The 24,515-nt window shown below is 72.6% G+C and carries 22 protein-coding genes and 1 pseudogene; 12 read left to right on the forward strand and 11 right to left on the reverse strand.

All coding sequences use genetic code 11. The annotated features are described in order from the left end of the window. Nucleotides 1–45: 45 nt before the first annotated feature. From ACIRDU_RS28695 to ACIRDU_RS28715, 5 genes are all read right to left on the reverse strand, one after another. A complete protein-coding gene (locus ACIRDU_RS28695) occupies nucleotides 46–1,053 on the reverse strand; it encodes a trypsin-like serine peptidase (protein WP_403584489.1) in 1,008 nt (335 codons plus the stop codon). 233 nt (nucleotides 1,054–1,286) lie between these two features. Then, the gene (locus ACIRDU_RS28700; protein ID WP_403584491.1) at nucleotides 1,287–1,772 is read right to left on the reverse strand and encodes an SRPBCC family protein; all 486 of its coding nucleotides are present in this window, start codon (nucleotides 1,770–1,772) and stop codon (nucleotides 1,287–1,289) included. A 611-nt stretch (nucleotides 1,773–2,383) separates the two neighbouring features. Next, nucleotides 2,384–2,671, reverse strand: a complete 288-nt coding sequence (locus tag ACIRDU_RS28705; RefSeq protein WP_403584493.1) for a zinc-ribbon domain-containing protein — start codon at nucleotides 2,669–2,671, stop codon at nucleotides 2,384–2,386. A 220-nt stretch (nucleotides 2,672–2,891) separates the two neighbouring features. Then, nucleotides 2,892–4,532 carry a phosphoglucomutase (alpha-D-glucose-1,6-bisphosphate-dependent) gene (gene pgm / locus ACIRDU_RS28710; protein WP_403584495.1) on the reverse strand — a complete coding sequence of 547 codons (1,641 nt, stop codon included), beginning with the start codon at nucleotides 4,530–4,532 and terminating at the stop codon, nucleotides 2,892–2,894. Nucleotides 4,533–4,876: 344 nt separating this feature from the next. Further along, nucleotides 4,877–5,305 (reverse strand): hypothetical protein, encoded by a 429-nt coding sequence (locus ACIRDU_RS28715; RefSeq protein WP_403584498.1) that lies wholly within the window; start codon nucleotides 5,303–5,305, stop codon nucleotides 4,877–4,879. Nucleotides 5,306–5,443: 138 nt separating this feature from the next. On the opposite strand from ACIRDU_RS28715, the gene ACIRDU_RS28720 reads away from it, so the two are divergent. Continuing rightward, nucleotides 5,444–5,593, forward strand: coding sequence for a hypothetical protein (locus ACIRDU_RS28720; protein ID WP_403584501.1), 150 nt, complete (start codon nucleotides 5,444–5,446; stop codon nucleotides 5,591–5,593). 106 nt (nucleotides 5,594–5,699) lie between these two features. Beyond that, complete coding sequence (locus ACIRDU_RS28725) at nucleotides 5,700–6,575, forward strand: hypothetical protein (RefSeq protein ID WP_403584504.1); 876 nt, start codon at nucleotides 5,700–5,702, stop codon at nucleotides 6,573–6,575. A 7-nt stretch (nucleotides 6,576–6,582) separates the two neighbouring features. On the opposite strand, the gene ACIRDU_RS28730 is transcribed toward ACIRDU_RS28725, so the two are convergent. Continuing rightward, nucleotides 6,583–7,533 carry a TIGR01777 family oxidoreductase gene (locus ACIRDU_RS28730; RefSeq protein WP_403584506.1) on the reverse strand — a complete coding sequence of 317 codons (951 nt, stop codon included), beginning with the start codon at nucleotides 7,531–7,533 and terminating at the stop codon, nucleotides 6,583–6,585. Nucleotides 7,534–7,650: 117 nt separating this feature from the next. Here ACIRDU_RS28730 and ACIRDU_RS28735 point away from each other — a divergent pair, with 117 nt between their 5' ends. Then, nucleotides 7,651–7,977, forward strand: coding sequence for an antibiotic biosynthesis monooxygenase (locus ACIRDU_RS28735; protein WP_033311730.1), 327 nt, complete (start codon nucleotides 7,651–7,653; stop codon nucleotides 7,975–7,977). A 73-nt stretch (nucleotides 7,978–8,050) separates the two neighbouring features. Here the strand turns inward: ACIRDU_RS28735 and ACIRDU_RS28740 are convergent, their stop codons facing one another. Next, entirely contained in the window at nucleotides 8,051–9,403 is a 1,353-nt protein-coding gene (locus tag ACIRDU_RS28740; protein ID WP_403584742.1) for a diacylglycerol/lipid kinase family protein, read from the reverse strand. Between the two features lie 593 nt (nucleotides 9,404–9,996). On the opposite strand from ACIRDU_RS28740, the gene ACIRDU_RS28745 reads away from it, so the two are divergent. From ACIRDU_RS28745 to ACIRDU_RS28755, 3 genes are all read left to right on the forward strand, one after another. Continuing rightward, complete coding sequence (locus tag ACIRDU_RS28745) at nucleotides 9,997–10,704, forward strand: hypothetical protein (RefSeq protein WP_403584508.1); 708 nt, start codon at nucleotides 9,997–9,999, stop codon at nucleotides 10,702–10,704. Nucleotides 10,705–10,890: 186 nt separating this feature from the next. After that, on the forward strand, nucleotides 10,891–11,268 hold the full coding sequence (locus ACIRDU_RS28750) for a hypothetical protein (protein WP_403584510.1): 378 nt from the start codon (nucleotides 10,891–10,893) through the stop codon (nucleotides 11,266–11,268). A gap of 96 nt (nucleotides 11,269–11,364) precedes the next feature. Continuing rightward, on the forward strand, nucleotides 11,365–12,468 hold the full coding sequence (locus ACIRDU_RS28755) for a GNAT family N-acetyltransferase (protein WP_403584745.1): 1,104 nt from the start codon (nucleotides 11,365–11,367) through the stop codon (nucleotides 12,466–12,468). A gap of 40 nt (nucleotides 12,469–12,508) precedes the next feature. On the opposite strand, the gene ACIRDU_RS28760 is transcribed toward ACIRDU_RS28755, so the two are convergent. Next, nucleotides 12,509–13,099, reverse strand: a complete 591-nt coding sequence (locus ACIRDU_RS28760; protein WP_403584512.1) for a hypothetical protein — start codon at nucleotides 13,097–13,099, stop codon at nucleotides 12,509–12,511. Between the two features lie 149 nt (nucleotides 13,100–13,248). On the opposite strand from ACIRDU_RS28760, the gene ACIRDU_RS28765 reads away from it, so the two are divergent. Further along, a complete protein-coding gene (locus ACIRDU_RS28765; RefSeq protein WP_403584515.1) occupies nucleotides 13,249–15,816 on the forward strand; it encodes a SpoIIE family protein phosphatase in 2,568 nt (855 codons plus the stop codon). Nucleotides 15,817–15,874: 58 nt separating this feature from the next. Then, nucleotides 15,875–16,618, forward strand: coding sequence for a GAF and ANTAR domain-containing protein (locus tag ACIRDU_RS28770; RefSeq protein WP_403584517.1), 744 nt, complete (start codon nucleotides 15,875–15,877; stop codon nucleotides 16,616–16,618). A gap of 21 nt (nucleotides 16,619–16,639) precedes the next feature. Here the strand turns inward: ACIRDU_RS28770 and ACIRDU_RS28775 are convergent, their stop codons facing one another. Then, on the reverse strand, nucleotides 16,640–18,772 hold the full coding sequence (locus tag ACIRDU_RS28775; RefSeq protein ID WP_403584520.1) for a SpoIIE family protein phosphatase: 2,133 nt from the start codon (nucleotides 18,770–18,772) through the stop codon (nucleotides 16,640–16,642). Between the two features lie 209 nt (nucleotides 18,773–18,981). On the opposite strand from ACIRDU_RS28775, the gene ACIRDU_RS28780 reads away from it, so the two are divergent. Then, entirely contained in the window at nucleotides 18,982–19,710 is a 729-nt protein-coding gene (locus ACIRDU_RS28780) for an ankyrin repeat domain-containing protein (protein ID WP_403584523.1), read from the forward strand. Nucleotides 19,711–19,732: 22 nt separating this feature from the next. On the opposite strand, the gene ACIRDU_RS28785 is transcribed toward ACIRDU_RS28780, so the two are convergent. After that, nucleotides 19,733–19,915, reverse strand: coding sequence for a hypothetical protein (locus tag ACIRDU_RS28785; RefSeq protein ID WP_403584525.1), 183 nt, complete (start codon nucleotides 19,913–19,915; stop codon nucleotides 19,733–19,735). 309 nt (nucleotides 19,916–20,224) lie between these two features. Between ACIRDU_RS28785 and ACIRDU_RS28790 the strand changes: the two genes are divergently transcribed. The 3 genes and pseudogenes from ACIRDU_RS28790 to ACIRDU_RS28800 form a co-directional block, all read left to right on the forward strand. After that, entirely contained in the window at nucleotides 20,225–21,046 is an 822-nt protein-coding gene (locus ACIRDU_RS28790; protein ID WP_403584528.1) for a chitosanase, read from the forward strand. Between the two features lie 88 nt (nucleotides 21,047–21,134). Beyond that, nucleotides 21,135–22,079 (forward strand): DMT family transporter, encoded by a 945-nt coding sequence (locus ACIRDU_RS28795; protein WP_403584530.1) that lies wholly within the window; start codon nucleotides 21,135–21,137, stop codon nucleotides 22,077–22,079. Between the two features lie 158 nt (nucleotides 22,080–22,237). Continuing rightward, nucleotides 22,238–23,632 (forward strand): annotated as a pseudogene (locus tag ACIRDU_RS28800) (MMPL family transporter); the annotation flags it as partial. 30 nt (nucleotides 23,633–23,662) lie between these two features. Here ACIRDU_RS28800 and ACIRDU_RS28805 read toward each other — a convergent pair. Further along, entirely contained in the window at nucleotides 23,663–24,427 is a 765-nt protein-coding gene (locus ACIRDU_RS28805) for a sulfite exporter TauE/SafE family protein (RefSeq protein WP_403584747.1), read from the reverse strand. Between the last annotated feature and the right edge of the window lie 88 nt (nucleotides 24,428–24,515).

Below are 24,515 nucleotides of genomic sequence, written 5' to 3' on the forward strand. Positions count from 1 at the left end.
CTCCGTCGCGGCTCGGCGGAGGACCCGGCTCCCGGTGAAGGTGGATCAGGACGACTGGGCGCTCTGGTAGAGGTTCTGGGCGTCCGCGCCGAAGTACGGGCCGTACATGGCGTTCGGGAAGAAGTTGTACTTGAAGCTGTTCACCGAGGACTGCAGGCCGGTTCCGGTGGACTCGTTGAACTGGGTGAACCACGGGCCGCCGCTGGAGCCGCCGGTCATGTTGCAGGTCAGACCGTGGTCCTTGGACAGCAGGAAGTCGCGGGAGGTCGTGCCGCTGCAGTAGATGAACTTCTCGCCGTCGTACGGCGCCGCGGCCGGGTAGCCGAAGGAGTACATCGCCTTGTTGTAGCCGGTGTTGAAGGCCAGGCCCTGGCCGCCGACGACGTCGGTCAGGTTCTTCCCGTCCAGCGGGGCGACCACGGCGGCGCCGATGTCGTAGTTGATGTCCTCACTGGCCGTCCACTGCGGCGTGGACAGGGTCTTGGCCGCGGCCCAGGTGCCGTACGGGCGCTGCCCGTCGTGGTACCCGGGTACGAACACCCAGTTGGTGTGCCAGGCGCCCTCCATCTTCACGCAGTGGCCCGCGGTCAGCACGGTGCTCTTGTTGGCGCTGGTGACGGCGTTGCCGGAGCAGGACGCCGTGCGGCCCTGGTAGGTGAAGAACACCCGACCGGCGGTCTTGGTCACCGCTCCCCCGCCGGACCAGGGTCCGCCGGAGTGCGGGAAGGCCAGCGGGCCCACGGCGGAGGCGGGAGCACTGGGGGCCACGATCGTTGCCTTGCCCTGGCGGGGTGCCGGTGACCGCACGTCGGAGCGGTCGACGGTCAGGACGTCGAGCGGGGTGGCCGCACGCATTCGCTGCGGCGTCCAGAAGGCCAGGGCGCGTTCCTGTGCCGAGGGGGTCGCCACGCCGGGGTCCGGTGCGGCGCTCGCCGGTGCGGCGGTGACGCCGGTCGCCAGCAGTGCCGTGACGCCGGCGAGCGCGCCGAGGACGGAGCGGCGAACGCGGGTGCTGCCGACGGGTGAGCGAGGGCTGCGGGGTCTGCCTATCACGCGGTCTCCTTCTGCTGTGGGGGCCGGGCGACGGGAAGCCCGTCCACCCGGTCAGGCAGGGGTGTCACTGCGGACAGTCAGGGGGCAGCGTGCCACCTGGAGACCGATATGGACAGGTGCATGTCATAACGATGGCCGAAACTCCACACTCTCCCCGCAAGGAGTGGGACCCGCGGGCACAGAAGAACCCGGCCTCACCGTGGAGGCCGGGTTCCGGGAGTACGCGGCTGGTGTCAGAGGATCGGGCCGGAGCCGCTGGGGCCGCCCGGCTCGACGCGGCCGCGCCACGCGCCGGATTCGATCCCGCGCTCCTCGATGAACTGCTTGAAGCGCTTCATGTCACCCTTGACCCGGCGGTCGATCATGCCCATCATGTCCGCGGCCTTCTCCGCGGCTCCGCTGGGCTCGACATCCAACACGAGCTCCACCCTGGTGTGGGTGTCGTCGAGGCGCTCGAAGCGGACGGAGCCCCTCTGGTGCGTGTCTCCGCTGGTCGTACGCCACGTGACCCGCTCGTCGGCCAACTGGTCGACGATCTCGGTGTCGAACTCGCGCCGTACCCCGCCGATCTTGGTGGTCCAGTGGTTGTGGCGGTCGTCCAGTTGCCTGACCTCCTCGACGCCCTCCATGAAGTTCGGGAACTCCTCGAACTGCGTCCACTGGTTGTAGGCGGTGTGGACGGGGACATCGACTTCCACGGTTTCCTTGATGGTGCTCATCTGTATGCCTCCGTTTTCACTGATCGACTGCAGGAGGCCCGTCGGCCCACACAGGTCCGGGCCCGCGGAGGCCGAGTACCCGGGATGCCGCGGTTGCCACATCGGACACGATCAGTACCCCGGCTGGGCGCCCGGCGTCAGCGAGCGGGCCCGGGCCTCCAGTTGCAGGGCGCACTCGGCGACTCGCGGCGGCGCTCGTGCCGGTACACGGGCCGTTTGGCCTCCGGCACCGGGCTGGCCCCGTGAGCGGTGCGAGGCGTTCCATGTGTTCCCACAGCTCCGGTGAGGCGACGTCGACCACGAGTTGCGGCCGTTGCGCGAGGGTGCGCACGGTCTGGCTCTCGCTGTCCAGGCCCAGGACGAGGTGCTGCCCAAGGGCCCACCCGGAGGAGACGGGGGCGAGGTTGGAGCCGCAGTCGGGGTTCTCGGGGGCCAGCAGGACCACGGGCGTGCCGAAGTAGAGGATGCCCCGGCGGATCACGAGGTGGGAGTCGGTCGCCATGGCTCAGGACGCTACGGGCGGGACACTTCGACGCCCGCCGAAATGCCGGCCGGTGAGCACGGGCCGGTGACCGGCCTCGGGGCGCATGCCGAAGCCGTCCGGCCCGGGATCAGTACCGGTCGTGCTGCTGCGGCTGCCCGTGCGCCTGGCCGCTCGGGCCGTTCGTGCTCTGGTTCTGCAACTGCTCCGCCTGTTCCTTGGTCACCTTCTGTTCCGCGCCGCAGAAGGTGCACTGCGTCAGGTACTTCGTGGAGATCGGGAACAGCGGGACGAAGAACAGGGTGAACTTCGTGACGCGCTTCCTGAGCGTGTGGGCGGCGGGGTTTCCGCACTGGCCGCACACCAGCGTCAGTATCGCCAGCTGGTACAGGTATCCCTTGGTGCCGAAGATGATCACGTGTCGGTCCTTCCCGGGTCGGATCTTCACCCAGTGTCCTGTATCGCGGGCACGTCGGGTGCGTGAGCCCCTCGTTCGTGTGACCCGGGTTCCCCTCTTCGCCCGGTCCTGCCGGGGCACGGCCTCCGACGTCCCCTGCCTCCCGGCGCGCGCTCCCCGAGAGGGTGCGAACGGTCCGGAGGGAACGTCGAAGGTCACCGAGCACCTGGTGTGCGCGTGGTCAGCCGGTCAGGGCCGACAGCACCACGGACTTGGCCTCCTCCTGGATCCGGCCGAGGTGGTCGGGGCCGAGGAACGACTCGGCGTAGATCTTGTAGACGTCCTCGGTGCCCGAGGGGCGGGCCGCGAACCAGGCGTTGTCCGTCGTCACCTTGATGCCGCCGATGGGCGCGCCGTTCCCGGGCGCCTCGGTGAGCACCGCGGTGACGGCGTCCCCGGCCAGGGTGTCGGCGCTGACCTGGGCCGGGGAGAGCTTGGCGAGCAGGGCCTTCTCCTCACGGGTCGCCGGGGCGTCGATGCGCGCGTAGGCCGGTTCACCGAAGCGGGCGGTCAGCGCCGCGTAGTGCTCGGAGGGGGTCTTCCCGGTGACCGCCGTGATCTCGGAGGCGAGCAGCGCGAGAAGGATGCCGTCCTTGTCCGTGGTCCACACCGAGCCGTCCCGGCGCAGGAAGGACGCCCCGGCGGACTCCTCCCCGCCGAAGCCGATGGTGCCGCCGGCCAGTCCGTCCACGAACCACTTGAATCCGACGGGCACCTCGACCAGCTCGCGGCCCAGGTCGGCGGCGACCCGGTCGATCATGGCGGAGGAGACCAGGGTCTTGCCGATGCCGGTGGTGGCCGGCCAGCGGTCGCGGTGGGCGTAGAGGTAGGAGATGGCGACGGCCAGGTAGTGGTTGGGGTTCATCAGGCCCGCGTCCGGGGTGACGATGCCGTGCCGGTCGGCGTCGGCGTCGTTGCCGGTGGAGATCTGGAAGCGGTCGCGCTGCTCGATGAGCGAGGCCATCGCGTACGGCGACGAGCAGTCCATGCGGATCTTGCCGTCCCAGTCCAGCGTCATGAACCGCCAGGTGGGGTCGGTGTGCGGGTTGACGACCGTCAGGTCGAGGTGGTGCTGTTCGGCGATGCGGCCCCAGTAGGCGACCGACGCCCCGCCGAGCGGGTCGGCTCCGATACGGACGCCGGCCGTGCGGATCGCGTCCAGGTCGAGCACGCCGGGCAGGTCGGCGACGTAGGTGCCGAGGAAGTCGTAGCGGCCGGTGGTGGGGGCCGCGAGGGCGCGGGCGTAGGGGACGCGCCGTACGTCCTTCAGGCCGCCCCGGATGATCTCGTTCGCCCGGTCCTGGATCCAGGAGGTCGCGTCGGAGGCCGCGGGGCCTCCGCTGGGCGGGTTGTACTTGAACCCGCCGTCGACGGGCGGGTTGTGGGACGGCGTGACGACGACACCGTCCGCGAGGCCGGCCGTGCGGCCCCGGTTGTGGGTGAGGATGGCGTGCGAGACGGCCGGGGTCGGCGTGTAGCCGTCGGCGGCGTCGATCAGCACGGTCACCTCGTTGGCGGCGAACACCTCCAGGGCGGTCACGCGCGCGGGCTCCGAGAGGGCGTGGGTGTCGGCGCCCAGGAAGAGGGGGCCGTCGATGCCCTGGCCGGCGCGGTACTCGCAGATGGCCTGGCTGGTCGCGGCGATGTGGTCGTCGTTGAACGCGGCTGCCAGTGACGAGCCGCGGTGTCCGGAGGTCCCGAACGTGACGCGCTGCCCCGGATCGTCGAGGTCGGGGCGGAGCGCGTAGTACGCGGTGACCAGCCGAGCGACATCGACGAGATCTTCGGGTCCGGCCGGACGTCCCGCTCGCTCGTGCTGCATGGGCCCGCTCCTCCGCATGGGTTGATCCTTCGCTTGCGGTCTCATCCTTCCTCGTCACCGTGGTGCCGCGCGAGGGGGGCACCCCGATGAGGGCCGGATGTGCGCCAGACCACGCGGGAGGAGGGCGTACGGAGCACGAGGAGGCGGCGCTACGGATCACCGGGACACCCGGTGCTGCGTCGCGCCGCCTGCTCCCTCAGGGGGTGTCCGCAAAGCCCCGCCCGCCCCGCGACGCCCGGCACGCCGAGAGCACACACCGGACGCCGCAGGGCCCGCCCTCCGGGCGGACGGCGCGACTTCGTGGACACCCCCTGGTGCCGGCACGTCCGTCGCGCCGGCCGTGCTCAGATCCGTCCGCCGGTGAGCCGGGTGAGGGGGCCGTGCGCGCCGCGTTCCGCGCGGCGTCCTACGGCGTAGGACGCGGCGCTCAGGGCGGTCAGGCCTGCTCCGACGCCCGCGGCCACGAGCTTGCGGTGGGCGATGACCGTCCAGGCCGTCTTCGCCGTGGTGGCGACGTGGCCCGAGGCCGTGACGACCGCCTGGCGGCCCGCCTCGACGCCCTTGGCCGCGGTCTGCGCGGCCGTCTTCGCCGTCTCGGCGGAGCGCTCCGCGCCGGACTTGGCCGCTGACGCCGCCTCACCGGCCTTGCCCGCCGCGCCCTTGGCCGCCTGGGAGGCCGGCGCGGTCGCCTTGTCCGCCGTGCGGCGGGCCTTGGACTCGGCGGTGCGAACGGTGGCCGGCTTCTGATTCGTGCGCTTGTTCTCTTCAGTCATGGACACCGACTTGCCTCTGACTCCGGCGGCAAACACGTTCGGGCGCGGACCGTCCGGGCAGGAGGGTGCCTGAGCCCCTCACTCGAGGGGTAGACGAGCTACAGGCAAGTGACGTCGGATCAGGAAGGAAGGTGCGTCATGGCCGGAATGCTGGATCGCATCAAGCAGTTCGCCAAGAGCCCGCAGGGACGGCGGGCCGCGGAGCAGGCACGGAGGGCAGCCGCCGACCCCCGCAAGCGGGCCCAGGCCCAGCGCCTGCTCGGCAAGCTCAGGGGCCGCGGCCACTGACCGGGACGCCCGTTCCTCCCGGTATCCAACTCCTGGGACACACAGGTGTGTTCATGCCCGACTTGGGCACTTGGGTCGCACCACACACCTGAGAGGGGCTGGTTCGATGGGCAGGGCAGGTAACGGCAGGCGGGTCTGCGCCTTAGGCGTCGCCGGAGTCCTGGCGGGGACGGTGCTGGTCGGCTGCGGCGACGACGGCGACTCGGGCGACGGTGCACAGGGTTCGCCGGCGAAGACGAGCGCGGGCGCCCAGGAGCAGGGCACACAGGCGGTGCGTTCGGCCTACGACAGGACGGCCGAGGAGGACACCGCCAAGGTGAAGCTGCGGGTGCGGACCTCGGCCCAGGGCGCCACGCAGACCGCGAACGGGCAGGGCGCGGTGGACCTGGACGACGGCGACAGCGTCATGACGCTCACGGTGCAGGGCCAGCAGATCGAGCAACGGGTGATCGATCAGGTCCTCTACCAGAAGATGCCCAAGGGGCAGGCTCCGGGCGGCAAGCCCTGGATCCGGATCGACCTGCGGAAGGTCGCCGCCCAGCAGGGCACGGGCGACCGGTCCATGAGTGATCCGGCGCAGTCCGCCGCGTACGCCAAAGCGATCACCGACAAGGACGTGACCAAGAAGGGGACGGCCACGATCGACGGGGTGAGGACCACGCAGTACCGCGTCTCCGTCGACGTCGCCGAGCTGCCCAACGGCGGCACGCTGCGCAAGCAGGTCGGCCCGACCCTGCCGATGGACGTATGGCTGGACGACGAGGGCCGGATGCGCCGTCAGCAGATCGACATGACCATCAAGGCCCCGGCGGCGACGCGGCAGTCCTCCGCCGACGCCTCGTCCGCGCCCGAGCAGGTCACGGTGCGCACGGTCATGGACTTCACCGACTTCGGCACCGAGGTGGAGGCCGACGAGCCGCCGGCCGGGCAGGTCACCGACATGACCGGCAAGGCCCTGGAGCAGGGCAAGGGGCAGAGCTGACCCGAGGTCACCTCGCCGCTCGGTCGCGGAGGCGTCGTACGAGGTCCTCCGCGGCCGCCGGCCATTCGGGGTGATCGAAGGCGAAGCCCGCTTCGAGCAGGCGGCCCGGGACGACGCGGCGGCTCTTCAGCAGCAGTTCGGTGTCCGAGCGCAGGACGAACGCGCCGATCTCCGCCATCCAGCGCGTCGCGGGCAGGCCCACCGGGACGCCCCGGGCGGCACGCAGGGCGCGCATGAAGGCGCGTTGCGGCAGGGGCCCGGGAGCGGCGAGGTTGACCGGGCCCTCGACGTCGTCCCGGGCGACGAGGAACTCGATCGCCCGGACGAAGTCCCGGTCGTGGATCCAGGACACGTACTGGCCGCCGCCGGCGACGGGGCCGCCGAGACCGAGCCGGGCCAGCCGCAGCAGGACGTCGAAGACGCCGCCGCGGTCCGGGCTCATCACCATGGCGGCGCGCAGGGCCACCTTGCGGGTGTGCGGCGTCTCGGCGCTTACCTGTTCCCGCTCCCAGGCCTTGGCGATGTCGACGCTGTATCCCCAGTAACCGGGGGCATCGGGCTCGGTACCGCCGATCACGCCGGTCGCCTCGTCGTTGGGTGCGTCGAAGCGGTGGGCGTAGACGGTCGCGGTGCTCATCTGCAACCAGACCCCGGGCGGCCGGGCGGCTGCGGCGATCGCCTCACCCACGGCGCGGGCGGAGTGGACCCGTGAGTCCATCATCTGCTGGAGGTTGGCGGGCGTGTAGCGGCAGTTCACGCTCCGGCCGGCCAGATTGACCACGACATCGCTGCCGTCGATCTCCGCCGCCCAGGGCCCCGGGGTCGCGCCGTCCCAGTGCACTTCGCCCGGCCCCGCGGGGTGCCTGCTGAGCACCACGACGTCATGCCCTGCCGCACTCAGCGCCCGCTTCAGGACCGTGCCGACCTGTCCGGTCCCGCCGGGTATCACGAACTTCATGAAGGTCTCCCCCTCGACGTGTCGCAACGACCCTAGCTCACATTTGAACGCGTTCAAAACGTCGTGATGGCGTAGCCCTCAACCCGCGCGGATGCGCCGTCGGGCAAGATGGGGCCCATGAGCGTAGTCAAGATCAACGTGCTGACCGTGCCCGCCGAGCAGCGGGAGACGCTGGAGAAGCGGTTCGCCTCCCGTGCGCACGCCGTGGAGAACTCCGACGGGTTCGAGTGGTTCGAGCTGCTCCGCCCGGTCGAGGGCACCGACACCTACCTCGTCTACACGCGGTGGCGTGACGAGGAGTCCTTCCAGGCCTGGATGGAAGGGCCGATGAAGACCGCGCACCAGGGCGGCGGCGAGGGCGGCGAGCGGCCGAAGCCCGCGGCGAGCGGCTCGACGCTGTGGTCCTTCGAGGTGGTGCAGCAGGCCGGCCCGAAGGAGGCGTGACCGACGGCGTACGGACGAGGTCCCCCCTGCGGCAGCGCATGGGGGACCTCGCACGTGGTGCTCGTACCGGCGCTCAGGGATGCGACGACCGCGTGGGTGCGGCGGTGCGTCCGACCGCGGCCGCCAGCTTGCGCAGCCGGCGCCAGTCGAGACGCGGGGGCGCCTCCGGGACTCCTGGGCGGTTGCGGGGCACCCGCACGCGCAGGGCGCGGCGTGCGATGCGGCAGTGGACGGGGGCGGGCATGGTGAGCGCCTCACCGTCGAGGCCGACCTCCAGCTGCGGTTCGTCGGCGTCGACGACGACACGCTGGGCGGTGAGCACGGTGAGCCCCTCCGGGCGCGGTGACAGCAGGAGTTCCGCCGCTTCCACGGCACTGTCCACGCGGACGGCGAGCACGCCCAGCCGCCCGGAGTTGAGCCTCTCACGCCGGCCGAAGCCGAACGGGTCGTCCATGCGGTACGCGTTGTTGCTCACCAGGATCGCCTGCGGGTCGGCGACGACGATGCCGTCGGCGGTGGCCGTCAGACGCGGGCCGCTCTGCCGGGTCAGCAGCTCGGGCAGACGCTCCAGCGCCGCGCCCACCTTGTCCTCGCGATAGCCGGGGCTCTGGACGACGGCCCCGTACACGCCGAACGACGCGTTGTTGACGAACGGGCGGTCGTCGGCGAACCCGAGGTCGACCCGGAGTTCGACGCCGTCGGTGAGGGCGTCGAGGCAGGTGGCGGGGTCGTCCCGGTCCAGGCCCAGGTCCATGGCGAAGTGGTTGCGTGTGCCGGCGGCGATGACGAGGAACGGCAGGCCGTGTTCCGCGGCGACGGCGGCGACCAGGGCCTGGGTGCCGTCACCGCCCGCGACGCCCAGGAGGTCGGCGCCGTCGGCCACGGCGGCCTTGGCCAGGGCGGTGACGTCCTGCTGCTGGTCCGGGTCGAGCAGGACGACCTGGGCGCCCAGCGACTCGGCCTTCTCCCGCAGGTTGAACTTCTCGACCTTGCCGCCGCCGGAACGCGGGTTGAGCAGCAGGAAGGGGCGCAGCGGCGGCGGTGTGCGGTACTCCTTGACCCGTACGGATCGCAGGCCCGTGCTGCGCAGGGCGTAGCGGCCGCTCCAGACCGCCCCGCACCACAGGAGCAGGGAGAGGAAGACCACCCAGAGCAGATTCGCGGTGGCGAAGAGGGTGATGAGGCCGACGGGCGCGACGACGACCAGCGCGGCCGCCGCGATGCGGGCCGCTCCCCGCCGGGACAGCACCCACCACAGCGCGGCCGCGGTCAGGGCGAGTCCCGCGAGGGCCGTCACGAGCAGCAGCAACCCTCGCAGACCGCCGGAGACGAGCGGCAGCAGGGCCGCCAGAGCGGCCGCGGCCAGGGCGCCCCTGGCCGCCCATCTCTGCCGGCGGTGAAACCGCTCGTTCATCGCCGATCCCATCTCGTCCCTCCGCTCGAAGGCCGGCGCGGGCGGAGTGTCGAGACCGCGCCCCGCCGTGACCATGGTGCCCGCCAACGCGTCGGCTCTGCCACTGCCGTCCTGGATGACTCCCCCGCTGCCGGGCGCGTCAGACGCGAAGATCCCCGGGGGCGGAGCCATCGGTAGCGTACGCGGCTCGTCGAGCGCGGTTCTGCGCACCGGGGCACATCGGCATGCGCACTCACCTTGCAGTTCGGTGGGTGAGACGCCACCTCCACGGTCGTCGCTGTGCGGTCCGGAGCAGGTGCTCGCCCGGCGGTCGGGGATCCGGACGAGCCCGGTCCCGTCCGGGCGGCCGGTCTCCTCACCGGCGAGCTGTTGCCGGCCACCACGCTCATCGGCACGGAGGAGATGGTGCGGCGGCGCACGCGTCCGGGGCGACGCCGGGGTGGACAGCGTCCGTCTCCACCCGGCCGGAGGAGACCCTCGACGACCGGCTCAACACCCTCGGCGAAGCCATCCAGTCGGTGGACGAGCCCGGCACTGACGCGGGCGGGTAAGCTCCCCTGCCGACCATCGGCCGACACGAACAGCAGGGGGGCTCCGTGCGGGCCATGGCCGCCGTGACGACAACCGTGCTCTGTCTGCTTTCGAGCGCGGTCCTGGCCGGGTGCGGAGCCGGTGGTACCGGCGAGGAGTCCGCGGGCGACATCCTCGACGAGGCCAACGCGAGGATGCGGAAGCTGGACTCCGTCACCGTCGACATCACCAACCGCACCACGAGCGGCGGCACGGTCATCAGCCACCTCGTGACCGACCTGGACCGCCGGTGCAGGTCCCGGACCACCTGGTCGGGCGGCAGCGCCCTGGAGCAGATCCGTCTGGGCACGACCGACTACGTCCGCCCCAACCGGGCGTACGTGCGGAAGTGGAAGAACAACCCGGGCGTCACCAGCGAGCAGAAGCTGTGGGTGAAGACGCCCGTGGACCCGGCCTCGTCGGGCGGCGACGGACTCACCTCCTGCGAACGGCCCTTCGACTCCTTCGGCACGGCGAAGAAGGGCGGAACCAAGCACGTCGGAGACAAGAAGGCCGTCGCGCTGATCGTCACCGACGAGGCGGACAAGGAAGGGACGTACACCTTCTACGTCGCCGACGAAGGCGAGCCGTACCTCCTGAAGACGGTGTGCAGGAGCGGCGCGCAGCACACCACCACGTCGTTCAGCGGCTTCGACGAGCCGCTCGATGTGCGGGCGCCGAAGCCGGGCGAGGTGCTGAGCGTGGGCGGTGCCGGCCGACCTGCCCGGGATACTCCCCGGTAGCGCTTTCCGTTGGAATTCCGGCGGCAACCGGCCGAGTGGGGCGAATCGGCTCACCGGGGCTTGACGGGGCGGGACGGGCTCGGCCTACTGGAAGGCGCAGCCGGTCGGGGCGGGGGTCCGGCCCGGTGCCGGCCCTGGGGGTCGAGGCTTCCGTGCTCCCCTCGCAGGACGCAGGTCAGGGGTCTGATGGTGCGGCGACGATGGGCAGCGGCGGTGGGTCTGGTGGCCTGCCTGCTGTTGCTGCATCTCATCGTTCCGGGGCTCGCGGGCCAGGGGCGCGCGACCGTCGCGGTCACGACGGACGCGGTGGAGTCGGGCGCGGCTTCGAGCGGCGGGGCCGAAGGGGCCGAAGAGCCGTGTCCGGGTGAGGAGGAGCCGTCCGGGCGGCGGCTCGCGGCGCGTACGCCGCGGGCCGCGGGGGCGGCCGGGGTGAGCCCGGTGGTGGCCGGGGCGGCCGTGGTGGACCGGGGCGGTACGGACGTCCATGCGGCGGGAACGGGCCCGGGTCCGGGGGCGGTCGGAACCGTCCCGAGCGCCGCGCGGTTGCAGACGTTTCGCTGCTGAGTGACAGCAGTACCGACCAGGGCCTGCGCCGTGCGGCCCGAGTACTGTCCGGTGCCGGTACGCGGTGATGTGCAGGCCTTCGTGTGTCCCATGCCGATGACACAGGAGGCAGAGGTGTCCGGAAAGCGCGTTCTCGTTCTGCGGCCCGACGAACTGAGCCCGAACGACCGGAAGATGTGGCGGGAGATCCGGAGGGAGTCCGGTGCCCCGGCCAATCCCTTTCTCGACCCCGCGTTCACCGTGGCGGTGGGACGGGTCAGGCCCGGAGCCAGAGTGGCGGTGTTGCAGGACGACGGTTCCCCGGTGGGCTTCTTCCCTTACGAGGCGGGGGCCTTGGGGCGGGGCCGGGCCATCGGGCTGGGGGTGTCCGACAGTCAGGGGGCCGTGCTGCGTCCCGGGATCCGGCTGGACGCTCGCCGGTTGTTACGGGTGTGCGGGCTGGCGTCCTGGGAGTTCGACAATCTCGAAGCGGGTCAGGGGGTGTTCGTACCGCACGCGGTCGAGGAGCTCGCCTCCCCGGTCGTCGACATCGGCAAAGGGTTCGAGGCGTACGCGGAACAGCTGCGGGTGAAGTCGCCGGGCTTCCTGAGACAGACACGGGCGAAGGAGCGCAAGCTGGCACGGCAGGTCGGAGCGGTGCGGTTCGCGTACGACACCCCGGACCCCCGGGCGCTGCGGGCGCTGATGGAGTGGAAGTCGGCCCAGTACCGGCGGACCGGCCGCCGGGACCGCTTCGCGCAGGAGTGGATCACCCGGCTGGTGGGGCTGCTCGGGGAGAGCGAGGACCCGGAGTGCCGTGGGGTGCTGTCCGTGCTGTACGCCGCCGACCAACCCGTGGCCGCGCACTTCGGCCTGCGTTCGCGCTCGGTGCTGTCCTGGTGGTTCCCGGCGTACGACCGCGCGTACGCCAAGTACTCCCCCGGCCTCGTGCTGCAGTTGCGGATGCTGGAGGCCGCGGCGGCCGACGGGATCGAGACGGTCGACCTGGGGAGCGGCCCGGCCCGCTACAAGGAGTCGCTCAAGACCCGAGACCTGCGGGTGTACGAAGGAGCGGTGCTGCGGCCGGTGCCGGGCGGAGCCGCCCACTGGCTGGGCCGGGAGCCCGCACGGGCCGCCCGCCGCTTCGTGCGCAACCGGCCCCGCCTGGCCGGCGCGGCGGCACGGACCCTCGAGGAACTGGGCCGCCTGCGCGGCGGCTGAGGCGGGCGCGCCCGGCTCCGGAGAGCCGGGCGCGGTGCGGTCACCTCGTGGCGGTCCAGCTGTGGGCGACGTCCACGACCACGCGGCCGTCCAGCTGCTGCACCCGGAAGGGCAGACGGGCGCGGACGCCGAGGCCGATCTGGGTCTCCCCCTCGAAGCTGCCGGCGTACCGGGCGTCGCGGAAGGTGCGATAGCCGGTGAGGTCGACGCCCGGCAACGGACGCGCCGGACGGCCGGGGTAGGTGGCCGCGCCGGTCTCCGGGTCGTACGCGGGTGCTGTCACCCGCACCTCGAGGACGGCGCCGCCGGCCACGGGGATGGAGCGGCCCGAGCCGTCCTGGTAGAGCCGGTCGACGTAGTGGACGGTGTAGCCGACGCCGCTGCCCCCGCCGGGCACGTCGATGACCATCCGGTCGAAGCAGGTGTGACGGCCGGTCCTGATGTCGGTCACCGAGGCCAGCGTGGCGCCGGCGTCGGTCTTGGGGAGGCTTCCCCAGCCGGTCGGACATGTCGTGGCCTGTGTGGCGGTCCGCTGGGCGGCGGCCGGTGCGGCGCCGGCCGGAACCGACGCCACGCCCACCGTGGCGCCCACGATCGCGAGAGTCGCGCATGCTGTTCTGATTCGTACCATTGCTGCCCCCGAGGCTCGCTTGTTGCTGGTATGGGGTGAGACGGCCGGGCTGACCGAAAGGTTGCACTTGCCGTGCCGGACTGCCGACCATGGCACATCCTGGTGGGAAGCGATTGGTGTCCGGTGCGTCCGTACCGGGAGGACGCGACATGGATGAGGCAGCCGCCGTACCGGACCGGCCACGGTCAGCCGGTGGCGGGAGCCGGGACGGGGCTGACGGCCGGGTCCCGAGCGGGGACACGGCCCGGATCGAGGATGCCCTGACGGCCCCGCTGGTGGAGGCCGTCCGGGACCTCGACGGCTACGGCGGACTGGTCTACCTGCGCTCCCGCGACCGGCGCTCACTGGTCCTGGCGATGGTCAGCGGGGTGCCCCGGTCGCTGCTCAAGAGCTGGTGGCGGGTGCCGGTGGGCGGTGCACTGCCGATGGCGGAGGCCTACCGGCGCGACGAGACGCTGTGGTTGCCGGACGAGCGTGCCAGCATGGTGCGCTTCCCGCATTTCACCGCCGGGCTGCCCTACTCCTTCGGCTCCGCCTACCAGCCCGTACGGGCCGGCGGCGAGGCCGTGGGCGTCCTGGTCGTGCTGCGCTCGGCGGCACGGGCGCCGATGGACGCGGCGGCGGTGGATCTCGCGCTGCGTCCCGCAGAGCGGGCCATGGAGGAGCGCCTCGACCGCCTCGCCACGGGCCCGCCCGGCTCGGGCTCCGCCGCGTACCGGGTCGAGTACGACGAGGAGCCGGTCAGCGTGCGGCTGCCCGCCTCGGCCGCCCGCCCGGTCCGGGTCGGGCTCATCGACTGGGACCTGGACAGCGACCACTGCACGGCGGACGACGACGCCCTCGCACTCCTGGGCATCGACCGGGCGGACTACGGCGGCACCATCGCGGACATCGAGGCCCGGGTCAGCCCCGACGATCTGCACGAACTGCGGGAGAGCCGGCACGACGCGCTGGCCCGCGGCCGGGTCAGGTCCCGGCACTTCCGGGTGCGGGACGAGTCCCGGGGCGAGGAGAAGACCGGCTATCGGCCGGTCGAACTGTGGGGCCATCTCGTGCACGGCGGCGCCGGTTCCGCACGGATCCTGGTGGGCGCCCTCGTCGACGCGGGCGGCGGACTCACCGCTGCCGAAGCGGCCGAGCGGCTGCCCGACGGGCTCTTCTCCCTGGACCAGGACGGCCGCCTGACGTACGCCAACCGCCGCTGCGAGGAACTGCTGGGCAGCGGCCGGGAAGAGCTCTTCGGGCGCTACCCGTGGGAGGTGGTCACCTGGCTCCGGGATCCCGCGTACGAGGACCGCTACCGGGCGGCGATGCTGTCGCAGGAGCAGGTGTCCTTCCTCGTACGGCATCCCGAGGGGAACTGGCTGAGCTTCGTTCTCTACCCGGACGTGCACGGGCTGACCGGCCGGGTCTTCCCCACCGGCCCGCCCACGGGGGCCGAGCCCGAGCTCGAGGCCGGGTCCGCCGCGGGTCCCGGTGTCGACGCCGTCGCGCCGCCGCCCGGGCCGGTCGCCGCCGCGCGTGCCGGGGCGCTGTACCACGTGGTGCAGATGGCGAGCGTGCTCACCGAGGCGGTCACCGTGCAGGACGTGTGCCGGGCCGTGTCGGAGCAGCTGCTGCCCGCCTTCGGCGCCCGGGAGCTGGCCCTGTACACCGTCCGCGAGGGCCGGATGTACCTGCTGTGGGAGTCGGGTTACCCGGAGGGCTTCCTCACCCCGTTCGAAGGAGTCACCCTCGACACGCAGCTGCCCGGCGTCCACGCGCTGACCACGCGGCTCCCCTTGTTCTTCGAGTCGCCCGAGGACCTCTCCCTCGCCTACCCCGGCATCACCCTGGACCGCATGAACGCCTGGTCGTTCCTGCCGCTGATCGCCTCGGGTCATTCCGTCGGCTCCTGCATTCTCGGCTGGGACACCCCGCGCCGGTTCACCCCCGACGAGCGTTCCGCCCTCACCGCGCTGAGCGGCCTGGCCGCCCAGGCGATGGAGCGTGCGCGGCTCTACGACGCGGAGTCCGCCGTCGCCCGCGGCCTCCAGGAGGGACTGCTGCCGCACCGGCTGCCCGCCGTCGAGGGCCTGCGCACCACCGGCCGCTATCTGCCCGGCACCCAAGGCATGGCGATCGGCGGCGACTGGTACGACGTGATCACCACCGGACGTGGTGTGGCGCTGGTCATCGGGGACGTGGAGGGCCACAGTGTCGGCGCCGCCGCGGTGATGGGGCAGTTGCGCAGCGCCGTGCACGCCTTCGCCGCGAGCGAGCGCCCGCCCCAGGAGGTCATCACGCACACCAACCGGCTGCTGACCGAGCTGGAGTCGGACGCCTTCGCCACCTGCTGCTACGTCGAACTCGATCCGGCTTCCGGACGGGCCCTCGCTGTGCGGGCCGGCCATCCCCCGCCGCTGCTGCGCCACCCCGACGGGCGGGCCGAGACGCTGGATCTCGTGGGCGGCGTCATGCTGGGCGTGCAGCCCGACTCCGTCTACCCCGTCACCGCGCTCACGCTGGCGCCGGGCAGCGTTCTCGCCTTGTACACCGACGGGCTGGTGGAGCGGCCCGGCAGCGACATCGAGGAGGGTATCGACGCGGTCCGCCGCCGTCTGTCCGAGACTCCGGCGGACTCGGTGGAGCATCTCGCCGACCGGCTGGTGGGGACCGCCCGGCGGGCGCGGGAGCGGCCGGACGACGTGGCGCTGCTGCTGACGGCGTACCGGTGATTCCGGCGCTCGGCGAAGGGCATGCCGACCGGCTGGGCAGAGGGGCAGCAGCCGTACGATGCGTCGCGGAGTAGCGTGGGCGGGACCGGGGAGCAAGGCGGTGGTGGCGGTGGACTGGCAGCGGTACGCCGAGCAGATGGCGCTGCTCGCCCGGGATCTGGTCGCGCAGGATTCGGTTCAGGCGACGCTGGACGCGATCGCGGCGGCGGCGGTGGAGCGGGTCGAGGGCTGCGACGCGGCGGGGATCCTGACGGTCTCGAAGGGCCGGGCCGTGACGCTGGCCGTGTGCGGCGACATCGTCGAGGAGTCGGACCGGCTGCAGGGCGAGCTCGGCGAGGGGCCGTGCTTCGACGCCGCGCGCCGTGTGAACGGTGAGCGGCTGTTCCGGATCGCCGACATGACCCGGCCGCAGCCGTCCTGGCCGCGGTACAGCCAGGCGGCTCGCGACCTCGGGATCGGCAGCATGACCGGCGTACTGCTCTACACCGACCAGGAGGACTTCGGCGCGCTGAACCTCTACTCCCGCAGCCCCGGAGCGTTCGGCGAGGAGATCGAGGCCGCGGGGTGGCTGCTCGCCTCGCATGCCGCGGTGGCGCTGGCCACGGCCCGTACCGTCGACCAGCTGGAGCACGCGATGGAGACCCGGCACGCCATAGGTGAGGCCATGGGGATCCTGATGGAACGCCACCAGCTGGGCGAGGACGAGGCCTTCGGCGTGCTGCGGCGCATCTCCCAGGACCACAACCTCAAGCTGCGCGACGTGGCGCGGCGGGTCCGGGCCGCCTCCGCAGACCCGGCCTGACGGGCGGCTCGGACGGCGGTCTCACGCCGGTGCGTCGCGGAGGCGGGAGGCGCGCAGGAGCAGCACCGCGATGTCGTCGGTGTGCCGGCCGGTGGCCGTGGTGTGGCGGAGGAGACGGTCGAGGAGCCGTTCCAGGTCGTGGCCGTCGGCGGCGTCCAGGTGCCCGGCGAGGTCGGACGTGGTCCGTGTGGCGTCGGTGCCGGGCAGTTCGACCAGGCCGTCGGTGTAGAGGGCCAGGGTGGTGCCGGGGAGCAGGGGGACGGTCGTGACCGGGTAGTGGGCGCCGCTGTCGATGCCCAGGAGTGGGCCGGGTTCGACGTCGAGGACGCCGGCGGGGTGCCGGGCGTGGCGCAGCAGCGGCGGCACGTGCCCGGCGCTGGCGAAGGACGCCTGCCGGCCGGCCAGGTCGAGGTGGGCGTAGAGGCAGGAGACGAGCAGTTCGGAGTCGAGGTCGGACAGGAGCCGGTTGGTGCGGGCGAGGACCTGGCCGGGGGCAGCACCGGCGGTGGCGTGGGCGTGGATGGCGGTGCGGACCTGGCCCATGAGGGCGGCGGCGGCGACGCTGTGGCCTTCCACGTCGCCGATGACGGCGGCCGCGGTCGTGTCGTTCAGGCGCAGGACGTCGAAGAAGTCTCCGCCGACCTCGGTGCCGTGGCCGGCGGGCAGGTAGCGGGCGGCGACGTCGAGGCCGGGCAGGCGCGGCAGGGCCCGGGGCAGCAGGGCGCGCTGCAGTTCGTGCACGAGCCGGTGTTTGGTGTCGTACAGCCTGGCGCGGTCGAGGGCCTGGGCGATCAGGCCGGACAGCGAGGTGAGGACGGCGCGTTCGTCGGCGGTGAAGGTGTGCGGCCGGGCGTAGGACAGGATGCAGCATCCGACCGGCCGACCGGAGATGATCAGCGGGAGGAACGCCCAGGCCTGCTTGCCGCTGATCTGGGGTGCTCTGGGGTAGTCGGCGGCCAGCTCGGCGGGATGGGCGAAGAAGGCCGGGGTGCCGCCGGCGAGAACCTGGCCGGCGGGGGTGAGGTCGGTGTCGAGGGCCAGCGCGTCGAGTCGCTCCATGACGTCGGCCGGGTAGCCGTGGTAGCCGGTGATCTTCAGCCGGCCGGCCTCGACGCCGGACAGGACGAGGCCCTGGGCACCGAAGGCGGGCAGGATCTGGTGGGCGATCAGCGCGACGAGGTCCCGTACGGTCACCGTCTCGGTGAGCGCGGCGGCCAGGTGCACGAGTTGGTAGAGGCGTCCCGTCGGCGCCGCGGCGGCCGGGCGCGCGGAGGCGGGCGGCGGGTCGTCGGTCTGCGGCCCGCTCGGGAGGAGGCGGACGCTGATGCCGCTGGTGTCGGGGTAGAGCTGGAAGGTCAGCGGCTGGTCCGGCGGCCGGAGCGCGGTGAAGGACACGGGGGCGCGGCTGACCAGCGCCGTGCGGTAGTGGTCCTCGTAGACCGGGTCGTCCAGCCAGGGCAGGGAGTGCCAGGGCCGGGTGCCGAGCAGCCGGTCGGCGTTGCGGCCGAGGAGCCGGGCCGCGGTGGCGGTGGCGAAGGTGATGCGGCCTTCCAGGTCGAGGGCCAGGGCGCCCTCGGGGAGGCGTTCGAGGTAGTCGGCCGCTGCCAGGCCGGTCTGCGCGGGGTGGCGTTTCGCGTCGACGGGGATGACGCGCGGCATGTCGGGCAGGTGCGGCGGTTGGGTGGCGTCGTCCAGGAGGCGGGCGATGCGGCGGGCGCTGGAGGTGATGTGGCCGCGTTCGCGGGGTGTGACCCGGCGCGGCCGGCCGGCGGGCCACATCAGCACGATGCCGCCCCAGGAGCGCCGTACGCCGGTCAGCGGGACGGCGGCCAGGGCGAACGGGTAGGGCAGGACGGCGGCGGCCCTGGGGTAGCGGCGGGCCATCTCGTCCTGGTCGGCGACGCTGACCAGTGTGTCGTCGTGGATCGCGTCGGCGACCGGGACCGGTGCGCTCAGGGGCAGCCGCTGCCACGGGGCGGCGAAGGCCGCCGGCAGACCGCACAGCGCCACCAGGCGCAGCACCGGCTCCGCCTCCTCGATCAGATACAGGCCGCCGATCGAGGCGCCGGTACCGCGCACGGTGTCGGCCAGGGCCACTCCCAGGGCGTCGTCCAGCGATCCAGCGCCTCCGGGTTGCTCATTGCTCCCGGGCATGGTGTCCTCCCGCTCCTACCCGGACGCTACGCCTGCCGCGACGCGCGGGCATGTTGTCCGCACGGGTGCCCGCTTCGGGGCTATGCGCAGGCCCGGGCGTGGCCCTACGGCTGCCGGGGGCGGCGGTCCGGCCGATTTCGTGCGGGCGCCTGCGCACGCGGGTGCCCGCCGGCAGAATCGGGAGCCCTGGACGGCTTCGGGAGGCCGGCTTGCTGACGCTGACATCGCAGGACCCGCCGGCCGTGGCCGTCACGGAGGCGATCCGGGCCGGGGATCTGCCTGCGCTGAGGCAGTTGCTCGCCGACCACCCCGGTCTCGCCACCGCGCGCATCACCGAGCAGGGTGAGGACGGCAAGGGCACGCGCACCCTGCTGCACATCGCGACCGACTGGCCCGGCCACTTCCCCCACGGCCCGGAGGTGATCGCGACCCTGGTCGCCGCCGGGGCCGATCCCGACGCCCGCTTCGGCGGCGCGCACGAGGAGACGCCGCTGCACTGGGCCGCCAGCAGCAACGACGTGCCCGTCCTGGACGCGCTCATCGCGGCCGGGGCCGACATCGAAGCACCCGGGGCGGTGATCGGCGGTGGCACCCCGCTCGCCGACGCCCGGGGATTCGGACAGTGGCGCGCCGCGCACCGGCTCGTCGAGCACGGCGCCCGCGTCACCCTCCAGGACGCCGCCACGCTCGGCCTGTTCGACCGGGTCCGGGCGTACGTCGAGGCGGACGAGCCGCCGTCACCGCAGGAGATCACCAGCGCCTTCTGGGGCGCCTGCCACGGCGGGCACCTGCCCACCGCGCAGTACCTCCACCAGCGCGGCGCCGACCCCCGCTGGTGCGGCTACGACGGCATGACCCCGCTCGAGATCGCCCGCGCCCAGGACGCCGACGACGTCGTGCGGTGGTTGCGCGGGCTGGGCGCGAAGGGCACCCCCTAGCGCCCCGCCCCGGCCGGGCGGCTCACAGGCAGTAGCGCACGAGCCATTCGTCCTGGTTGTAGGCGGTGCGCGCCGGGTCGGGCGCGCCGGCCGGCCGCTCCTCGACCATGTCCTCCACGCGCACCGGCTCCGGGAGTGTCCCGAAGCGGGCCCGGCGGGCGGCGGTCTCCGCCTCGCTCCCCTGCTGCGATGTCGCCTCGTCCATGGCGATTCCCCTCTCCGGCTGGCCGGATCGACCGTTCGGCCCTTGCTGGGCAAAGAGTTGACGTGCGAGAGGGGCTCATGGTTCCCGTGGCGTCACCCAGCCGTGGACGTCGCGCTGTCACCGGTGCCCGGCGAGGGTGGTCGGCCGGTCGTCCGTGACGGCGTACCTCCATGCCTCGGTGGCTCGGCTTGTTCGACCCTACGAACTTTCAACTCCACTGTTTCCCCGACGCCTTCACAATGATAGGAAACCTTCCTATCAGTTCAGCACGGCCAGCTCTTCCAACCCCCCACCCTGCTTGGAGGCACCGTGAGACACCCCTCCACCCCGGCTGCGCGCCGCACCGTTCTGGCGCTGTTCGGCGCGGCCCTGGTGGCCACCCCGCTCCTCGAGCCGCCGCACGCCGCGGCATCCGTGCGTGCGATCGGGCTCGACGACCCGGCGAAGAAGGAGATCGCCATGCAGCTCGTGTCGAGCGCGGAGAACTCCTCGCTCGACTGGAAGGCGCAGTACCAGTACATCGAGGACATCCGCGACGGCCGTGGCTACACCGCCGGAATCATCGGCTTCTGCTCCGGCACCGGCGACATGCTGGACCTCGTCGAGCTCTACACCGCGCGCAAGCCCGGCAACGTCCTCGCGAAGTACCTGCCGGCCCTGCGCGAGGTCGACGGCTCCGACTCGCACGACGGACTGGACCCCGGCTTCCCCGGCGACTGGCGCCGGGCGGCGCGTGACGCCGAGTTCCGGCGCGCCCAGGACGACGAGCGTGACCGGGTGTACTTCAACCCGGCGGTCCGGCAGGGCAAGGCGGACGGGCTGCGGGTGCTGGGCCAGTTCGCGTACTACGACGCCATCGTCATGCACGGCGACGGCACCGACCCCCTGAGCTTCCGCAACATCCGCAGGCGGGCGCTGCGCACGGCGAAGCCGCCGGCGCAGGGCGGTGACCAGGTGACGTACCTCGACGCCTTCCTTGACGCGCGGGTGTGGGCCATGAAGCAGGAGGAGGCGCACAGCGACACGAGCCGGGTCGACACGGCGCAGCGCGTGTTCCTGCGCCGGCGCAACCTCGACCTGAACCCGCCGCTGGACTGGAAGGTCTACGGCGACAGCTACCACATCGGCTGACCACCGCGGCCCGGGCGGGAATTGGTCCACCAAGCAGGCACGGAAGTGGACTCCTTCCCGGGCCGCCCGGCTGCCTAGCGTCACCCGTATGAACGCCACGACCACGCGCGGCGCCCTGCTCGCCGCGCTCGCCTGCGTCCTCGTCGGAGGGTCCTTCACCGCCAACAGCGTGCTGGGCGACTACCCGTACGCGGGCGGCCAGTTCCTGCGCTACGGGCTGGCCTGCCTGTTGCTGGTCCCGGCGGCCGGGAAGGACGCTGCCGACCGGCTGCGAGCCCTGACACTTCGCCAGTGGGGCCGTCTCACCCTGCTCGCGGCGGTCGGCATGGTCGGTTTCAACCTGGCCGTCATCGCCGCTGAGCGCACGGCGGAACCGGCGGTTCCCGGCGTGTTCGTGGGCTGCGCGCCGGTGGCCGTCGCCGTGCTCCTGCCCCTCCTGGACGGGCGCAGGCCCAGGCGGACGGTGCTGTACGGGGCGTCGCTCGTGGCCGTCGGCGCCTTCACGGTCCAGGGATGGGGGCGCACGGACGGCGAGGGCATCGCCTTCTCCGTGTGCGCCTTGGCGGGAGAGGTCGGGTTCGCCGTGCTCGCCGTACCCGTGCTGCGGCCGCTCGGGCCGCGGCTGCTGTCCGCCACGGTGTGCGCGATCGCCGCGGTGGAGTCGGCGGCGGTGGGTCTGCTGGTCGACGGAGGCGCGTGGCTGCGGCGGCCGGACGCCGTCGAGACGGCCGCGCTGCTGTGGCAGGCGGTGGTGGTCACCGTGGTGGGCTTCGTCTGCTGGTACATGGGCGTGCAGCGGATCGGCGCGGAACGCGCCACCCTGTTCTCCGGCCTCATCCCGGTAGCGGCGGCCTGCACCGCACCGCTCGTCGGCACCGGCTCCTACGGTCTCGCCCAGGCGGCGGGCAGCGCGCTGGTGGGGCTCGGGGTGGCGCTCGGGTCGGGAGCGCTGAGACGGGCGGGGCGCCGGCCACGGACTCGGGCCCTTTCGGAGGAACGGCCGCCCGGAGTACCGCAGGGCCCGCGTGCCTGAAATGCCGGAGTGATCCCGCGCGCATCTCATGGACGGCACCGAACGTCCCGGCCGACCAGGAGACGACGTCCATGGCGCACACCCGTACCGGCGAAGGGGACCAGGAGGCCACCCATGGGGGTGTGCTGCGGCGGCTGGGCGAGTGGTGCGCGCGTCACATCGACGGCATGGACCCGGTGCGGGCCGCCGGGCAGGCCGCGAGCACCAGCGGCCATGCCGTCCTCGTCTCCGGCTGCACGGTGATCATCGCGCTCGTGGGCCTGTCCGCGTCCGGGGTCTCCTTCGTCGCCCTGCTCGGGCTCGCCGCCGCCGTCACCGTCGTTCTCGGCCGTCGTCGGCGCACTCACCCTCGTGCCCGCGCTGCTCGGTCTCCTCGGGCGGCAATCGATCGCTACACGGTGCGCCGTCCCGTCGCCGAGACCGGCACCGAGGAGGGCGAGACGCCACAAGGCACCTGGCACCGGTACGCACAGCGGGTGGAGCGCAGACCGCTGTGGTTCCTGACGGCGGGTGTCGCCGTGGTCGTGGTGCTCGCGATCCCCGTCCTCTCCATCCAGCTGGGCCACATCGGCGACGGCGCCGATCCGGCGTCCTTCACCGACCGGCGGGCCTACGACCTGATGACCGACGCGTTCGGGCCCGGCTCCAACGGTCCGCTCACCGTCGTCATCGACCAGACGAACGTGCCTGACTCGCAGCGTTCCGGTCTGGCCTCGAAGGCCCAGCAGACGCTCGGCTCGGTCCAGGGGGCCGCCGTCGTCACCCCTCTGACGCCCACGCAGGACGGCGATGTCCTGATCGGCACCGTCTGCTCGACCCGGTCGCCGCAGAGCGCCACCACCACCGACCTGACCAACCGTCTGGTCGACGACACACTGCCGGACGCGGTCCGGGGCACGGACGCCAAGGGCTGTGTCACCGGTACGACGGCGGCCCAGGTCGACTTCCGCGACATCGTCGCCTCCCGGCTGCCCGTGATCATCCTCGTCGTGGTCGGCCTGGCCTTCCTGATCATCCTGGCCGTGTTCCGGGGGCTGCTCGTCGCCGTCAAGGCGGCCGTCCTGAACGTCCTGTCGATCGCCGCCTCGTACGGCGTGGTCGTCGCGGTGTTCCAATGGGGCTGGGGCGGTCCGGCGCTCGGCGTCAACGGCAGGGTGCCCATCGAGAGCTATGTGCCGATGATGATGTTCGCCATCATCATCGGCCTCAGCATGGACTACGAGATCTTCCTGCTCTCCCGCGTCCACGAGGCGTGGCAGCGCACCGGGGACGCCAAGGCGTCCGTGGCCCACGCCCTGGAGATCACGGCCCGCGTCATCACCTGTGCCGCGCTGATCATGGTGAGCGTGTTCGCGGCGTTCATCGTGAGCGACAACATCGTGGTCAAGATGCTCGGGCTGGGCCTGGCCGTCAGCGTGCTCATCGACGCTACCGTCGTACGGCTGCTCATGGTGCCGGCCGTGATGACGCTGCTCGGGCGGCACGCCTGGTGGACTCCGCGGTGGCTGGACCGGGTGCTGCCGCACATCGACGCCGAAGGGGCACAGGCCCAGGCCCGTCCGGCGCCTCAGGGTGGCCGGGAGTCAGCGGAGCACCAGGTGGACGAGGGCGAGGGTGCCGACCGACACGATCAGGGTGCGCAGGACGGCGGGGCTGAAGCGGCGGCCCGTTCTGGCTCCGACCAGGCCGCCCAGCGCCGAGCCGGCGGCGATGAGCACGACGGCCGTCCAGTCGAAGTCGGCGAAGAAGACGAAGAGCAGGGCGGCGACGGTGTTGACGACGGCCGCCAGCACGTTCTTGACGGCGTTGAGCCGCTGGAGCGTCTCATCGAGCAGCATGCCCATCAGGGAGACGTAGATGATGCCCTGCGCGGCGGAGAAGTAGCCGCCGTAGACGCTGGCCAGCGTCAGTCCGCCGAACAGCAGCGGGCCGCCGTCAGGGCGGACGGAACCGCCGCACTCGCGTCGGCGGCGCACTCGCTTCGCGATCCAGGGCTGGCAGGCGACCAGGACGAGGGCGAGTCCCACCAGGACCGGCACGATCCGCTCGAACGCCGAGGCGGGCAGGGTCAGCAGCAGCACGGCGCCCGCGAGGCCGCCCAGTACGGCGCCGGTGCCCAGCAGGAGGACGCGCCGGCCCTGGCCGCGCAGTTCCTCGCGGTAGCCGATGACCGCGCTGATGGAACCGGGGACCAGGCCCAGCCCGTTCGACACCGTCGCGGTGACCGGGGGCAGTCCGGCGGCCAGCAGCACCGGAAAGGTGATCAGCGTCCCCGAGCCGACGACGGCGTTGACGGCCCCGGCACCCGTGCCGGCGGCGAGCACGGCGGCCATCTCCCACGGCGTCACGTAGCCGCTCCCCCGCGGGTGCCGTTCCAGGTGAGGTTCATGAGGTCACGCTAGAGGGTGGGTCCTTCGGCATCCGTCGAAGGGTGCC

The organism is Streptomyces sp. NPDC093598, from assembly GCF_044764825.1.
Classification (GTDB): Bacteria; Actinomycetota; Actinomycetes; order Streptomycetales; family Streptomycetaceae; genus Streptomyces.

Bases quoted from the DNA above. Each gene is read 5' to 3' on its own strand.
- ACIRDU_RS28700 (WP_403584491.1), bottom strand. From the start codon at position 1,772: ATGAGCACCATCAAGGAAACCGTGGAAGTCGATGTCCCCGTCCACACC.
- pgm (WP_403584495.1), bottom strand. From the start codon at position 4,532: ATGCAGCACGAGCGAGCGGGACGTCCGGCCGGACCCGAAGATCTCGTC.
- ACIRDU_RS28715 (WP_403584498.1), bottom strand. From the start codon at position 5,305: ATGACTGAAGAGAACAAGCGCACGAATCAGAAGCCGGCCACCGTTCGC.
- ACIRDU_RS28720 (WP_403584501.1), top strand. From the start codon at position 5,444: ATGGCCGGAATGCTGGATCGCATCAAGCAGTTCGCCAAGAGCCCGCAG.
- ACIRDU_RS28725 (WP_403584504.1), top strand. From the start codon at position 5,700: ATGGGCAGGGCAGGTAACGGCAGGCGGGTCTGCGCCTTAGGCGTCGCC.
- ACIRDU_RS28730 (WP_403584506.1), bottom strand. From the start codon at position 7,533: ATGAAGTTCGTGATACCCGGCGGGACCGGACAGGTCGGCACGGTCCTG.
- ACIRDU_RS28735 (WP_033311730.1), top strand. From the start codon at position 7,651: ATGAGCGTAGTCAAGATCAACGTGCTGACCGTGCCCGCCGAGCAGCGG.
- ACIRDU_RS28740 (WP_403584742.1), bottom strand. From the start codon at position 9,403: ATGGGATCGGCGATGAACGAGCGGTTTCACCGCCGGCAGAGATGGGCG.
- ACIRDU_RS28745 (WP_403584508.1), top strand. From the start codon at position 9,997: ATGGCCGCCGTGACGACAACCGTGCTCTGTCTGCTTTCGAGCGCGGTC.
- ACIRDU_RS28750 (WP_403584510.1), top strand. From the start codon at position 10,891: ATGGTGCGGCGACGATGGGCAGCGGCGGTGGGTCTGGTGGCCTGCCTG.
- ACIRDU_RS28755 (WP_403584745.1), top strand. From the start codon at position 11,365: ATGACACAGGAGGCAGAGGTGTCCGGAAAGCGCGTTCTCGTTCTGCGG.
- ACIRDU_RS28760 (WP_403584512.1), bottom strand. From the start codon at position 13,099: ATGGTACGAATCAGAACAGCATGCGCGACTCTCGCGATCGTGGGCGCC.
- ACIRDU_RS28765 (WP_403584515.1), top strand. From the start codon at position 13,249: ATGGATGAGGCAGCCGCCGTACCGGACCGGCCACGGTCAGCCGGTGGC.
- ACIRDU_RS28770 (WP_403584517.1), top strand. From the start codon at position 15,875: ATGCGTCGCGGAGTAGCGTGGGCGGGACCGGGGAGCAAGGCGGTGGTG.
- ACIRDU_RS28775 (WP_403584520.1), bottom strand. From the start codon at position 18,772: ATGCCCGGGAGCAATGAGCAACCCGGAGGCGCTGGATCGCTGGACGAC.
- ACIRDU_RS28785 (WP_403584525.1), bottom strand. From the start codon at position 19,915: ATGGACGAGGCGACATCGCAGCAGGGGAGCGAGGCGGAGACCGCCGCC.
- ACIRDU_RS28795 (WP_403584530.1), top strand. From the start codon at position 21,135: ATGAACGCCACGACCACGCGCGGCGCCCTGCTCGCCGCGCTCGCCTGC.